The sequence below is a fragment of the Arthrobacter sp. TmtSoilC79 genome, from assembly GCF_059739405.1.
Genome location: NZ_AP046051.1, coordinates 4,606,903 through 4,620,793, shown reverse-complemented (window position 1 = coordinate 4,620,793; position 13,891 = coordinate 4,606,903). Strand labels below are relative to the sequence as shown.

13 protein-coding genes are annotated in these 13,891 nt (G+C 64.4%); 9 read left to right on the top strand and 4 right to left on the bottom strand.

From position 1 onward, the window contains the following. Positions 1–48 precede the first annotated feature (48 nt). A complete protein-coding gene (locus tag AC6JA3_RS21215; RefSeq protein WP_026540904.1) occupies positions 49–279 on the top strand; it encodes a hypothetical protein in 231 nt (76 codons plus the stop codon). A gap of 34 nt (positions 280–313) precedes the next feature. Here AC6JA3_RS21215 and AC6JA3_RS21210 read toward each other — a convergent pair whose 3' ends face one another. Beyond that, a complete protein-coding gene (locus AC6JA3_RS21210; RefSeq protein WP_026540903.1) occupies positions 314–1,375 on the bottom strand; it encodes a diacylglycerol/lipid kinase family protein in 1,062 nt (353 codons plus the stop codon). 112 nt (positions 1,376–1,487) lie between these two features. Here AC6JA3_RS21210 and serS point away from each other — a divergent pair, with 112 nt between their 5' ends. After that, positions 1,488–2,768 (top strand): serine--tRNA ligase, encoded by a 1,281-nt coding sequence (serS, locus tag AC6JA3_RS21205; RefSeq protein ID WP_026540902.1) that lies wholly within the window; start codon positions 1,488–1,490, stop codon positions 2,766–2,768. 105 nt (positions 2,769–2,873) lie between these two features. Here serS and AC6JA3_RS21200 read toward each other — a convergent pair whose 3' ends face one another. Next, positions 2,874–3,614 (bottom strand): class I SAM-dependent methyltransferase, encoded by a 741-nt coding sequence (locus AC6JA3_RS21200; protein ID WP_026540901.1) that lies wholly within the window; start codon positions 3,612–3,614, stop codon positions 2,874–2,876. A gap of 206 nt (positions 3,615–3,820) precedes the next feature. Here AC6JA3_RS21200 and helR point away from each other — a divergent pair, with 206 nt between their 5' ends. Continuing rightward, positions 3,821–6,085 carry an RNA polymerase recycling motor ATPase HelR gene (gene helR, locus AC6JA3_RS21195; protein ID WP_026540900.1) on the top strand — a complete coding sequence of 755 codons (2,265 nt, stop codon included), beginning with the start codon at positions 3,821–3,823 and terminating at the stop codon, positions 6,083–6,085. A 99-nt stretch (positions 6,086–6,184) separates the two neighbouring features. Then, positions 6,185–7,030: a Cof-type HAD-IIB family hydrolase gene (locus AC6JA3_RS21190; protein WP_026540899.1), complete on the top strand. Its 846-nt coding sequence runs from the start codon at positions 6,185–6,187 to the stop codon at positions 7,028–7,030. Between the two features lie 84 nt (positions 7,031–7,114). On the opposite strand, the gene AC6JA3_RS21185 is transcribed toward AC6JA3_RS21190, so the two are convergent. Then, the gene (locus AC6JA3_RS21185) at positions 7,115–7,855 is read right to left on the bottom strand and encodes a GAF and ANTAR domain-containing protein (RefSeq protein WP_026540898.1); all 741 of its coding nucleotides are present in this window, start codon (positions 7,853–7,855) and stop codon (positions 7,115–7,117) included. A gap of 139 nt (positions 7,856–7,994) precedes the next feature. Between AC6JA3_RS21185 and AC6JA3_RS21180 the strand changes: the two genes are divergently transcribed. Then, positions 7,995–8,771 carry a sigma-70 family RNA polymerase sigma factor gene (locus AC6JA3_RS21180; protein WP_347782237.1) on the top strand — a complete coding sequence of 259 codons (777 nt, stop codon included), beginning with the start codon at positions 7,995–7,997 and terminating at the stop codon, positions 8,769–8,771. A 22-nt stretch (positions 8,772–8,793) separates the two neighbouring features. Here AC6JA3_RS21180 and AC6JA3_RS21175 read toward each other — a convergent pair whose 3' ends face one another. Then, positions 8,794–9,756, bottom strand: coding sequence for a glycosyltransferase family 9 protein (locus AC6JA3_RS21175; RefSeq protein WP_347782236.1), 963 nt, complete (start codon positions 9,754–9,756; stop codon positions 8,794–8,796). An 86-nt stretch (positions 9,757–9,842) separates the two neighbouring features. Between AC6JA3_RS21175 and AC6JA3_RS21170 the strand changes: the two genes are divergently transcribed. From AC6JA3_RS21170 to AC6JA3_RS21155, 4 genes are read left to right on the top strand one after another with little or no spacing between them, the layout of a single operon-like run. Continuing rightward, positions 9,843–10,397, top strand: a complete 555-nt coding sequence (locus tag AC6JA3_RS21170) for a D-glycero-alpha-D-manno-heptose-1,7-bisphosphate 7-phosphatase (RefSeq protein ID WP_347782235.1) — start codon at positions 9,843–9,845, stop codon at positions 10,395–10,397. Continuing rightward, entirely contained in the window at positions 10,394–11,482 is a 1,089-nt protein-coding gene (locus AC6JA3_RS21165) for a glycosyltransferase family 9 protein (protein WP_026540894.1), read from the top strand. Before AC6JA3_RS21170 ends, AC6JA3_RS21165 begins: the two co-directional genes overlap by 4 nt. After that, positions 11,479–12,618 (top strand): glycosyltransferase, encoded by a 1,140-nt coding sequence (locus tag AC6JA3_RS21160; protein ID WP_347782234.1) that lies wholly within the window; start codon positions 11,479–11,481, stop codon positions 12,616–12,618. Before AC6JA3_RS21165 ends, AC6JA3_RS21160 begins: the two co-directional genes overlap by 4 nt. After that, positions 12,615–13,883: a glycosyltransferase gene (locus AC6JA3_RS21155; protein ID WP_347782233.1), complete on the top strand. Its 1,269-nt coding sequence runs from the start codon at positions 12,615–12,617 to the stop codon at positions 13,881–13,883. The genes AC6JA3_RS21160 and AC6JA3_RS21155 overlap by 4 nt, the downstream gene beginning before the upstream one ends. Positions 13,884–13,891 lie beyond the last annotated feature (8 nt).

Genomic DNA, 13,891 nt, shown 5'->3' with positions numbered 1-13,891 from the left:
TTGCCTGATCCATAAACGATGGATGAATGCCAAGTGAAAGGAGCGGTCATGTCCGTCCACCGGGATGACAAAGATGGCCAGGGCATGATCGTCAATCCGAAGCCCAAAGGCGAAAACCAGGACGACTGGAATGGCGATGAAGCCGATCGTGCAGACCGGCTCCGCTTTGAAGAAGAACAAGCCATGATCAAGGAGCAGGCCGAGGCCCGCGCTGCAGCCAAGGCAGCTACCGAGGAAGCCGAAAGGAACGCCGCCCAGCCGGATGTCGGCACACTCTAGGCAGTCCGGCACACTTTAGGCGGTCCAGGTCAGGCTAGGCAGTCCGGGCTTTCGGCACGCGTACCAGCAGGGACGACGGCTCCACTTGCACGGTGACGGTTGTCGCCTCGCCTGAGGGGTCGCCGTCGAGCTGTGTTGCCATGGGTTCCTGGCTGCGGATGATGACCTTGCCGGAGCGGTAGAAGCTCATCATCGGCAGGTTTGCGTTGTGCTTGAAAAGGACCTTGGTGTACATGGCCAGCCAGCCGAAAGCGCTGCGTGGGCTCATCACCACGATGTCCAGCATTCCGTCATCGATCATGGCCTGCGGAATGAAGTCGATGCCGCCGGGAATCAAGCCGCAGTTGGCGAACAGCACGCTGCGGATTTTCCGTGATTGCTCGGGCTGGTCATCCATGGTGATGGTGACGCGTTTACGCCGGCCAGGCAGGTGGCGGACGCCGGCTTCGGTGTAGGCCAGCCATCCGACGCTCTTCTTGAGATTGTCCTTGGTGTCGCCAACAACCTCGGCATCCAGGCCCATCCCGGCGATGACCAGGAATGTATGTTCCGCGGATTCACCGGTGATGTCGTTGTCCACGCCCATGGTGGCGGTGTCGATGTAGCGCTGGTGGCCGAACAGTGCCACCTGGATGCAATCGGCAAGGTCTGTGACGTCCAGATCCACGTTGCGCGCCAGCAGGTTTCCGGTCCCCAACGGGATGAGGCCCATGGCAACGTTCTTGTGCGCCAGCGACTCCGCCACAACGCGCACGGTGCCGTCACCGCCGCACGCCAGTACGACGTCGGCCCCGTAAGCCAGCGCTTGGCGCGACTGGCCGTATCCGGGATCTTCCACCGTGGTTTCAAAGAATTTGGGTGCATCCCATCCGGCGAGGTCGCAGGCGTCGATGATGGCTTGGCGGGCGGCTTCGGCGTTGTTTTTCACCGGGTTGAGGATGACGGCCACGCGTTGGTCGCCGGCGCCTGGCTTGTGGGCATCCTCCCGGACCGCGCTCCTGATGTGCCGGGCTTTCAATCGGCGCACACCCCACCAACTGGAGACGGCAAAAGCCACGCCCCCAGCGAGAATCACGTACAGGATCCAGTCGCTCATGGTGCTCCAACACTATCCTCCTGGGCGGGTCCATCCCTGCCGCGCGTCCTGGACCGGCGGCCTTTGCCCGCTGCGGACCGGAAATCCGCGGCGGATTCGATACTCTTGTCTGGTGATCGACGTAAAAGACCTCAGCGAAAATCCGGACAAGTTCCGTGCCAGCCAGCGCGCCCGTGGCGCCGACGAGTCCGTTGTGGACGCGATCATCTCCGCTGACTCCGATCGCCGCGCTGCGCTGATCCGCCACGAGACGCTCCGTGCCGAGCAGAACGCGTTCGGCAAGAAGGTGGCGCAGGCCAAGGGCGAGGAAAAGCAGGCCTTGCTGGCCGAGGTCAAGGAACTGGCCAACTCGGTCAAAGCCGCTGCCGCTGAAGCATCCGCTGCGCAAGCCAAGCAGGAAGAGCTGCTCCGGGTCATCCCCAACCTCGTAGTGGACGGTGTCCCCGAGGGCGGCGAGGACGATTACGTGGTGGTCAAAACCGTTGGTACTCCCCGCGAATTCACGGACTTCGAGCCCAAGGACCACCTGGAAATCGGTGAGCTGATCGGCGCGATCGACATGGAACGCGGTGCCAAGGTTTCGGGCTCACGCTTCTACTTCCTCCGCGGCGTGGGTGCCCGCCTGGAAATGGCGCTCCTGCAGATGGCCATGGAGCAGGCCATCGACGCCGGCTTCGTCCCCATGATCACCCCCACTCTGGTGCGCCCCGAGACCATGCAGGGCACCGGTTTTGATGTCAAGCACGACGCCGAGATCTACCGTCTCGCTGAAGACGACCTTTACCTTGTGGGAACCTCGGAGGTGGCCCTCGCCGGTTACCACGCGGACGAGATCCTGGACCTCTCTGCCGGTCCCATCCGTTACGCGGGCCAGAGCTCCTGCTACCGCCGTGAGGCCGGTTCGCATGGCAAGGACACCCGCGGCATCATCCGTGTGCACCAGTTCAACAAGGTGGAGATGTTCATCTACACCACGGTTGAAGAAGCGGCAGCTGAGCACGAGCGCCTGCTGGCGTGGGAAGAGGAAATGCTGGCCAAGTGCGAGCTTCCCTACCGCGTGATCGACACCGCCGCCGGTGACCTCGGCATGTCCGCGGCCCGCAAGTTCGACTGCGAAGCCTGGGTACCCACCCAAAATGCCTACCGCGAGCTCACCTCGACCTCCAACTGCACCACGTTCCAGGCGCGCCGGCTCAACATCCGCGAACGCGTGGTCAACGACGAAGGTGTTGCCAAGGGAACCCGCGCGGTTGCCACGCTGAACGGCACCCTGGCCACCACGCGCTGGATCGTTGCCATCCTTGAGCACCACCAGAACCCGGACGGCTCCGTCAACGTTCCCAAGGCACTGCAGAAGTACCTTGGCGGGCTTGAGGTTTTGCCGGTTCTCTAGTTTTTGGCGGATCCCGTCCCCGTTCGTTGCGCCCGCCGTTGTATGGCCCGCGTGACGGACAGGGGCGGGATTTTTCGAAACCAGGGTGGGGTATCTGAGTAACCCCTAGGCGGCTTTGTGCGCAACCACGATCAGTTCGCCCTGCCCGGAGCCCACGTCTTCGCCGGCCCATCCGCCGTAGACACGCTCAACTGTGAAACCGGCCGTTTCCAGATCCTGCCGCAGCTGGGCTTCGGTGCGGAATGCGAGGACCGAGGTCTCCGTTTCAGGGATGCTCCCGTTGACGGCCCGGTACTCGGTGAGGGTAACGCGCCCTTCCAATTCCGGGGTGCTTTTGGCCCATGCTTCCACCAAGGATGAGTCGGGAAGCGTGTGTACGCGACGCGTCCTGGCCGGAGTCCAGTGCTCCCATGCGCGCGCCGCAGGGTCGCGGGAATCGAACACCAACCGGCCCCCGGGTACGAGCGAACGGTGGACGTCGGCAAGCGTGCGGGACCAGTCGCCGTCGTCGTTAATCGCCTGGGCCACGTGCGCGGTCATGATGGCCACGTCAAACGTGGCGCCGCCGGGGATCGCCGCCGATGTGCCATCTATCCACGTCACCTGTTCAGCCCCCGGTTTCATGCGGGCAGATGCCAGGGAATCAGGGTTCGGGTCGATGCCAACAACGCGATGGCCGGCGGCTGCAACCGCCAAGGTCATCCGCCCGGTGCCGCAGCCCAGGTCCAGCACCCGGCTGCTTGGCCGCTCATTCACGAAGGCAAGGAAGAAGTCATCGTCCCCGGCCCACTCATTGTTGGCGTCGTAGAGGGCTGACAGCTGGGCACCGGTCATTCGTGGGAACATCCGCCTACCCTAAGCCCCGCGCGAGCCAAGCTGCTTGAATTCGGTACCGGGCACAAAACCGGGCACAAAACCGGGCACAAAAAAGGAAGGGAAATCATCCCTTCCATATTCAATTTATAACCCACACGGGGGCTTGCGGCAAGGCCCCCTGCGTGCCGAACAATTGATCCACGAACCCCATCACCAAAGGAAAAGGGAGTCGTGTGATGCCCGAAACCAGCCCATTGAAAACCAGTGCCTTCGCCTTGCCCCAGCATCTGGCACGCAAGGCCGATCCGACGTTGATCGGCGATGACGAGCAGCAGTTCGAAGCCATCAGGGCCAGCCTGGCGGAACAAATCATGGAGTTGTCCGTCCGCCTCGATGCCGCGCGAAAGCAGCCTGGAGGCCGTGGGCAGGCGGCTTTGGACCGGGACCAGGAGATCCATCGGATCACTGCGCGGCTGCGGGCCCTAAGGCGGTTCGGACTGGACCTTTGCCTGGGCAGGATGGTGGGCGCGGACAGTTCAGAGGCGGTCTATGTCGGCAGGCTTGGCCTGACTGACAAGGACGGCCGCCGGCTCCTGATCGACTGGCGCTCACCGGCAGCCGAACCCTTCTTCGGAGCGACCCACGCGAATCCCATGGGCTTGGCCAACCGCCGCAGGTACCGCTGGACGCGCGGCAGGGTCAGCGATTATTGGGACGAGGTGTTTACTGCCGAGGACTTGGAAAACAACGCGGCCCTTGATGACCAGTCTGCTTTTATCGCCAGCTTGGGCAGCAGCCGCTCGTCGCGGATGCGGGACGTGCTGGGGACCATCCAGGCGGACCAGGACCGGATCATCCGTGCCGGCTCGCGTGGCGCCTTGGTGGTGGACGGCGGTCCCGGTACCGGAAAGACGGTGGTGGCGCTGCACAGGACGGCATACCTCCTCTATTCGGATCCCCGGTTGAGTCACCGCGGCAACCACCGCAGGAGTGATGTCCTGTTCGTCGGCCCGCATCAGCAATATTTGGCCTACGTGGCCGACATCCTTCCGAGCCTGGGCGAAGAAGGAGTGCAGACGTGCACGCTGCGGGACCTGGTTCCGGAAGGTGCCACGGCCGTCGTCGAAAGCGATCCTGAAGTGGTGCGGCTGAAGTCGTCCGTCGGGATGGTGAAAGCCATTGAGCGTGCGGCGGCGTTTTATGAGGAGCCGCCGGCCGAGGGCATGGAAGTGGAGACGCCCTATGCCGACGTTTGGCTCAGCAGCGAGGACTGGGCAGAGGCCTTCGACGCCGCAGAAGCCGGCACCCCGCACAACGAAGCCCGCGAGGACGTGTGGGATGCACTGCTCGCGATCCTCGTGGACAAGCTGGCGGAGTATGACGTTCCGGACAGCATTCTTCGCCGCGCGCTAACCGGCAACGGGGAACTGCGAACAGCATTCGCCAAGGCCTGGCCACTCCTTGACTACCCGGCGTTGGTGGCGGACCTGTGGCGGGTACCGGCTTACCTGGCGATGTGTGCACCCTGGCTGCAACCCGCTGAAAGGGCAGCGCTGAAGCGTCACGGCGCGGAAGAATGGACGACGGCGGATCTGCCGCTTTTGGACGCAGCCCGCCAACGCCTCGGCGACCCTGAAGCTTCACGGCGAAAGCGGCAGCAGGCAGCAGCTCTCGCCTCTGAAAAGGAGCTGATGGATCGGGTGGTGGATGACCTCATCGCTGCTGATGATTCCGAGAACCTTGAGATGTACATGCTGCGCGGCGATGACATGCGCGAAAAGTTGGTGGACCTGGACGCTGTGGAGTCCGTCGATCCGGACGTCCTGGCCGGGCCGTTTGCGCACATCGTGGTGGACGAGGCACAGGAGTTGACGGACGCTGAGTGGCAGATGCTCCTGCTTCGCTGCCCTTCACGGAGTTTCACGGTGGTGGGCGACCGCGCCCAGGCCAGGCACGGGTTCACGGAAACCTGGGAGCAACGGCTGGAGCGGGTGGGCCTGGGCGCGGTGACGGTGGCCGGCCTCAGCATCAACTACCGCACTCCCCAGGAAGTTATGGCTGAAGCTGAACCGGTCATCAGGGCCGCCCTCCCGGACGCCAACGTGCCAAGGTCGGTCCGCAGGACCGGCATTCCCGTGCTCCATGCAGGAACCGGAGCGCTCAGCACCATCCTGGATGACTGGCTCGGCCAAAACCCCGAAGGCATCGCTTGCGTTATCAGCCGGCCGGGAGCCATGGCCGCGGGCGAACGGGACCGCGTCAGTTGGCTCAGCCCTGAGTTGTCCAAGGGCCTGGAATTCGACCTCGTGGTCCTCATTGATCCGGAGGATTTCGGTGCCGGTGCAGGAACCGGTGCCGGCTCGGGAACCGCTGCCAGCTCAGGAACCGGTGCCACCTCAGGAACCGGGGGCATCGAAGGCGCCGTGGACCGCTACGTCGCCATGACCCGGGCCACCCGGCAACTCGTGATCCTTCGGAGCGGCCGGGAACAGAGCGACTGACCCGACTGACCCGACTGACCCGACTGTTCACGGTGCGTTAATCCACCGCTGTGGCGCCGGTCCTAGTTCAGTGTCGGAGGTGTCTGCTCTACTGTAAGTATGACTATTTTGACTGATACTCCAGTTGCTGGCATCGATGACCAGCCAAATAACAACAACAACCTCATGATCGCCTTGGACGTTGACGGCACCCTGGTGGACCACGACGGCCACATGTCCCCGGCTGTCCGCTCCGCTGCGCAGGCAGTGGTTGCCGCCGGGCACGACGTCATGATTGCCACGGGCCGCTCACTCAATGCAACCCTGCCCATCATCCAGCAGATCGGCCTCGAGCGGGGCTACGCGGTGTGCTGCAACGGCGGCGTGACCCTTCACCTGGATCCTTCTTTGGACAAGGGTTACGAGATCATCCACAAAGCAACCTTCGATCCCGCTCCGGCCCTGAAGGCGCTGCGCGAACGGCTTCCCAATGCCAAGTACGCGCTGGAAGACGAGGACGGAAACTTCCTCTCCACGGAGCGTTTCCAGGATGCCAGCTTTGGCGTTGAATCCATCGGCGTGGATTTCCAGACCATGTTGGATGCCACCGCGGTCCGCGTGGTGGTCTTCAGCAGCGAGAACACCTCTGATGAATTCAACGAGGCCATCAAGCACATCGGGCTGTCAGGCGTGACGTACTCCGTAGGCTGGACGGCTTGGCTGGACATTGCCGCCGAGGGTGTCACCAAGGCCAGTGCCCTTGAGGCGTTGCGTGGGAAGCTCGGCACGGACCAAGCCAACACGGTTGCCGTGGGCGATGGCCGCAACGACATCGAGATGCTCACGTGGGCCGGTCGCGGCGTCGCCATGGGCCAGGCTCCCGATGAGGTCATCGCCGTTGCGGACGAGGTCACCGCGTCAGTGCTCGACGACGGCGCGGCGCAGGTTTTGCGCAGCCTGCTGTAACAGCCACTCGTCCCGCCCCGGCCCACCGTCGGGGTGGGACTGGCCAGCGCCTGTTTGAACCCAGCGCCTGTTTGAACCCAGCTCCTACTTAAACACGGTCTGGATTTGCCCTCCGCCGGCCGACTCAACAATGGCCTGGGCAACCACCCGCAGCTTGACGTTCCGGTTGCTTGAGGCTTTTTTGATGAGTTCGATTGCCTCCTCCTGGGTGCAGCGGTTTTGGGCGATGATGATGCCGGTGGCAATGTCGATCACGGTCCGCGATTCCATGGCCGCCCGCAGGTTAGCGGCAGTTTGGCTGTGCTGTGCGATCAGGACCGCCAGGCGCATGCCCTTGGATGCCTGTTCCACGTAGTCGTTGGCGCGTTGCACGGCGGCCTGGTCAAAGGCGTTGGGGTGCTCGGAATAGAGGTTGAGTCCAGCCCTGGCGGCCTCGTCGCTGAGGGGGAACGGTACGGCCAGCACGGACCGGATGCCGTTTTCGGTGACCAGCTTGTTGTACTCCGGCCAGGTGTTGTCCTTGTCGAAGTCAGGGATGTGGACCTGGGTAATTTCACGGCAGGCGCGCAGGCAGGGCCCGTCGTTGAAGTTGTACTGCAATTCATCGAGCATTCGGGCGCGCTCGCCGCTGCTGGCCACGGTGCCTGCGGAGCGATGCCGCATCAAGGTGATGCCGCAGTAAACCTCGTTGCCAGGGGAGCTGAACAAGGCCGCTGAGTGCCTTGCCAGTTCCTCCAGGAACGCTTCCACATCAGGCGTGTCGAGCAGCAGGTCCTGGATATCGGCCACGACCGTAGAAGGCTCTGCAAGCTGGGGGTCTTCCATGAGGAACTCCGATCCCTGATTCCGGCTACCTTTCGAGACTAACCCCGGGAACCCGTTGAAAGCTAATAGTAAGTGTGCTTCTCTTTTTAAGGAGTCTTGCCGTGGGCTCACTTTCAGCCGGTCAGAGGATTGAAGCCCCATGGGACAGACCCAACAACTTGACCTCCGCAAGAGGACGTCCGCAGCTAAACCTGAAGGCAGCATTCGCCAGAGCTTTCAGGACAGCCTGGTCCTGGACCACCTCAATCTGGCCAAGTCCATCGCCGCCAGATACTCAGCCCACACGCACGACCTCGACGACGTCAGGCAGGTTGCGTACATGGGCCTCATCAAGGCATCGCGGGGCTATGACGAATCCAAGGGCGTCAGTTTCCCGGCCTACGCCGCACCTACCATCGCCGGCGAGGTCAAACGCTATCTCCGGGACCACTGCTGGGTTGTCCGCCCGCCCCGGACCATCCAGGACGTCCGGCGCCAAGTCCTGGCACGGACAGAGGAACTGACCCAATCCCTGCAACGGACGCCGTCCCCCGAGGAAGTGGCCGAAGACCTCCACCTGGAGCCCTGCCAAGTGCGTGAAGCCTTGATGGCCGGTACCAGCAAACGACCCGATTCCCTGGACGCCCCGGCATCCGATGGCCGGGACGGACTGCCGGGCACCCTCTCGGCTTTCGGCTGCCCCACTGAGCGGCTCGAGGACGTGCTGGCCCTCCGCAACGCCATCCGGGACCTGAGCCCGGAAGACCGGCACCTGCTGTACAGGCGCTACTACCGCGAGGAAACCCAGTCCACCATCGCGGAGGCCCTGGGGATGTCGCAGATGCAGGTATCGCGGAAGTTGTCCAAGATCCTGGTCTCACTCCAGACCCAGTTGCTGGACGAAGAGGCCAACCTGAAGGACGCCACGGCCCGCTGAGGAGGCAACAGCAAAGAGCCCGCTAGCAATCGAGCCGCTCCACGGCCTCCAACACGTCGCCCACACCCACCGCCAGCAGCGCCGGATCAGGATCGGCGGAGAACACATCGCCGCGTCGGAGTTCGACGGCGGTCAGCACCACGTGCGGTCCGGGCGGCGGTCCCCACTCTTTGGCCGGGGCGGGACCAAACAGCACCACCGAGGGCCGCTCATAGGCGGATGCCAAGTGCGCCGCGCCGGTGTCGGCCGAGACCACCAAGCGGGCTTCGGCAATGGTCGCCGCGAATTCGGCGAGGCCTTGCCGCCCCGCCAGCAGGCCGTCGTCGAGGTTTGCTCCTTTGAGTTTCGCCAAAGCAGCAGTCTCCTCTGCCCGGGCACGCTCGGAGTTGCCGCCGGTGAGAACTACCTCGTGCCCGGCCGCAGTCAGCTCCACCGCCACGTCCGCGAACCGTTCCACCGGCCACAAACGGCTGCCGTAGGCGGCGCCAACATGGATCACCGTGGCGCCGGGGCGCGGTGACGGAACGGCCGGGCGGTTCAGCCGGTAGTCCAGCGGATCGGCGTCGATGCCGTGCCAGTTCAGCAGCCGCGTCCAGCGCTCGCGTTCAGGGATGCCGGTGATCCATTCAGGGCCGTCGGTGTCGGCGGAGGCATGCGCCACCACCCTGTTGGCCTGCAATTCCTCGATCCGGAGCCGGCTCTCGGCACCGTTTCCATGAAGATTGACCGCGATATCCACAACACGCCGTGGGACTGTCAACGGGTCATCAAGCCCGGGGGTCGGCAGGTGGTCGATACCGCCCACCAGCTCCAAAGCCTCACCGATCCAGGCGGGCGCCGCATACACGATCCTGTGTTCAGGAAAGGCCTGGCGCAAGCCACGGAGCGCCGGAACTGCGACCAGGAGGTCGCCAAGCTTGAGCGCGCGCAGGGCAAGCAGCAGGGGCTGATCGTTGTTCTCGAGATTGTCCAAAGCTGTGGTCATAGTGGCCTCCCGCTAGGAGTCTAGCGGGAGGAAACTTCTCACCGCCGCGCTGTTTAGCGTCCGGAGAACTGGGGAACGTTGCGGGTATGGGAGGAACCGTAACGTTGAAGGCGGTCCTGTTTGACCGCGATGGAACACTGGTTGTTGACGTGCCCTATAACGGTGATCCGCAGCTGGTGCGGCCCATGGACGGGGCTCTCGAAGCATTGCAGAAAGTCCGCCGGGCAGGGCTGGCCACAGGAGTGGTGACCAACCAGTCGGGCGTGGCGCGTGGGCTGTTGACGTTGGAGCAGATGCACTCCGTCAACCAGCGTGTGGACGAGGTGCTGGGTCCGTTCGACGTGTGGGAAGTATGCCCGCACGGACCCCGGGACGGCTGCAACTGCCGTAAGCCTGCGCCCGGAATGATCCTGGGAGCGTGCAGCACTTTGGGGTTCATGCCGCACGAGGTTGCCGTTGTGGGTGACATCGGGGCCGACATGGAAGCGGCCGCTGCGGCAGGAGCACGTTCTGTGCTGGTGCCCACCGCAGTGACCCGGCAGGAGGAGGTAGAGGCCGCCGCCATTGTTGCCGAGGACCTGGGCCAGGCCGTTGAGCTCCTGCTCTCCGGGGTCCTGAAAGAACAGGGAGCCCCTGTATGAGCCGCGTCCTGGTAGCCCGCCTGGACAGCATGGGCGATGTCCTCCTCTCGGGACCGGCCCTTCGCGCCGTGGCCAACGGAAGCCGCCCCGATGGCAGCAGGCCCAACGACGTGGTCCTGCTCTGCGGTCCGGAAGGATCCAGCGCGGCGGAAATGCTCCCCGGAGTGACCCAAGTCCATACGTGGGCCTGCCCGTGGATTGTGAACCCGGCACCACCTGTCACGGAAGAGATGACCCGTGGCCTGATCGATTTTGTCCGCAGCTCCCGGATACAGGAAGCAGTCATCCTGACGTCCTTCCATCAGTCGCCCCTTCCGTTGGCCATGTTGTTGCGGTTGGCGGGCGTCAAGAAGATCACGGGTGCGTCAACGGACTATGCCGGCTCGCTCCTGGACGTCCGGCTGAAGCCCGGGGAGGACTTTCCCGAGGACCAGCCCGAAGCAGTCCGTGCACTCACCATTGCTGAGGCCGGCGGCTATGTGCTTCCCAATGGCGACGACGGAAAGCTGCGGATCACCTCCGGCCCGGACCCTGAAGGGGTGGCCGGGGAACTGGCTGATGAAGGACCGTACATAGTGGTCCACCCCGGATCCGCCGCTCCCGCCAGGGCCTGGCCGGCACTTCACCATGCAGCAACCGTGGAACTCCTTGAAGCGTACGGACACCGGGTAGTGGTCACGGGCGGACCGGGCGAAACCTCACTCACGGCAACGGTGGCCGGCCCTTCCGCCAGGAACCTCGGCGGCGGAACCAACCTGCGGACGCTCGCAGCGGTACTGGCGGGAGCCGCCGTCGTGGTCACCGGCAACACCGGACCCGCCCACCTGGCCGCAGCAGTCGGAACACCCGTGGTGTGCCTGTTCTCCCCGGTTGTTCCGGCTATCCGATGGGCGCCCTACGGAGTTCCGCTGGAACTGCTGGGAGACCAGGAAGCCGCCTGCAAGAACTCCCGGGCCCGTGTTTGCCCGGTTCCCGGGCATCCGTGCCTGAGCTCGGTAACCCCGGAGCAGGTTGTCGAAGCTGTTGAAAGGCTCCTGGGAGGCGTGTCCTCCCTGTCCACCCGACGAAAGGTTTGGAAACCATGAGGATCCTGGTGTGGCACGTCCACGGCGGATGGATGGAAGCGTTCGTCCGTGGCCGGCACGAATACCTGCTGCCGGCATCGTCCGACGGCGGCGCATGGGGTTTGGGGCGCGGTGGCCGGGACTGGCCTGCCGCCGCGATTGAAGTTGACCTGGAAACGTTGGACCCTGCGAGCGTTGACGCTGTTGTGCTTCAGCGCCCTGAAGAAATCGCCGCGGTAGCCCGGTCGCTGGGCCGCCGGCCGGGCGTTGACCTCCCCGCCGTGTACCTGGAACACAACACTCCCAAGGGTGACGTCCCCTTTACCTTGCACCCCCTGGCGGACCAGGGCACCATCCCCGTTGTCCACGTAACCCACTTCAACCAGCTCTTCTGGGACACCGGCACTGCAACCACCACGGTGATCGAGCACGGCATCCCCGATCCCGGGCACCTGTACACCGGTGAACAGGAAGAAATGGGAGTGGTTGTCAATGAACCCGTCCGCCGCGGCCGGGTCACCGGAACCGACCTCCTGCCCGGATTCGCCGGGGTTGGGCCGCTGCGGGTGTTCGGCATGGGCACCGAAGCATTGCCCGCGGCGCTGAACCTGAAGGGCTACGGACTCAGTGAGGAGCGGCTCCACATTGCCGGTGACGTGCAGGCGCCCAAACTGCACCAGGAACTGGCCCGCTGCCGCCTGTACCTCCACCCGCTCCGCTGGACCTCGCTGGGCCTGGCCCTGCTGGAAGCCATGCACCTTGGCATGCCGGTCCTGGCCCTGGCCACCACCGAGGCAGGCCGAGCCGTCCCGCACGGTGCAGGCCTGGTCTCCAACGACGTCGACGATCTCCAAAAGTTCGCCCGGCGGCTGCTGGACGATCCGGACGACGCCTATGCCATGGGCATGATCGCCCGTGAGGCAGCGCTGCAGCGCTATGGGCTGAACAAATTCCTTCGGGCCTGGGACGAACTCCTGGCCGAACTCCCCAAGGGCACGCGCCCGGGAAGCCGTCCGCAATCCGGAACAGCTTTCGCCGGTCATGAGGCCAACACCGGCAATCACGCCAACGCCCGCGATGACTCCAACGCCACCCATGACACCAACGCTTCCCATGACTCCAACGCCACCCATGACACAGAGAGGACGCACCCATGAAAATCTCCATGGTCTCCGAACACGCCAGTCCGTTGGCTGCCTTGGGAGGCGTTGATGCCGGAGGGCAGAACGTCCATGTGGCGGCGCTTTCATCCGCCTTGGCAGATCGCGGCCATCAAGTCACTGTGTACACACGGCGTGATGACCCCGAGCTACCAGAGCGGGTGGAGGTGGGGCCGGGCCTCACAGTTGTCCACGTGGATGCCGGTCCCGCGCGCCGCATCCCCAAGGACGAACTGCTGCCCTACATGGGAGAGCTGGCCGACGGGATCTGCGCCGACTGGGCCGGCGACCTGCCGGACGTGCTCCACGCGCACTTCTGGATGTCCGGCCTCGCCGCCATCCAGGCATCGCGTCGCACAGGGGCCGCCGATCCCGTTCCCGTAGTGCAGACGTTCCACGCCCTGGGCTCGGTAAAACGCCGGCACCAAGGCGCTGCCGATACCAGCCCGCCGGCCAGGGAATGGCTGGAACCCTGGGTAGGGCGCACCGCCGACTGGGTCATTGCCACCTGCCCGGACGAGGTCTTCGAACTCAAGGCCCTGGGCATCAGCAGGTCCAAAATCTCCATTGCCCCCTGCGGCGTGGACCTTACGCTGTTCCCCGGAACGTCCGACGCCGAACCCAAGTCCCGCACGCACCGCATCCTGAGCGTGGGACGCCTCGTGCAACGCAAAGGCGTGGACCTCATCATCCAGGCCCTGCCTCTCCTGGCAGAGGCGGGTTTCAACGACGTCGAGCTCCTCATCGTCGGAGGTTCCGGCGATGCCCTGAACCTCGAGGAAGATCCTGAAGCGCAGCGCCTGCGGGCCATGACAAAGGAACTCGGAGTGGAGGACAAGGTGACCATGCGGGGGCAAGTTCCCCGGGATGCCATGCCGGCCATCTTCCGCAGTGCCGACGCCGTGGTCTGCACACCCTGGTACGAACCCTTCGGCATTGTGCCCCTTGAAGCCATGGCGTGCGGAGTTCCGGTGGTGGCAGCTGCCGTGGGCGGCCTGCGGGAAACCGTGGTGGACCAGAAAACCGGGTTGCACGTCCCTCCGCGTGATCCTGAAGCGCTGGCCGAAGCGCTCGGAAAGCTGCTGGGGGATCCGGATCTGCGTGCGGACATGGGCCGCGCCGGGGCACGCCGGGCACGCTCGCGCTACTCCTGGGAACGGATTGCAGCGGATACCGAGAAAGCGTACCGATCCGTCCTGGCCGCGGGATTGACCCGGCAAGCCGGAGAAGGCTTGGAACCACTGGAAGGAACGGCACTGTGAACACCAAA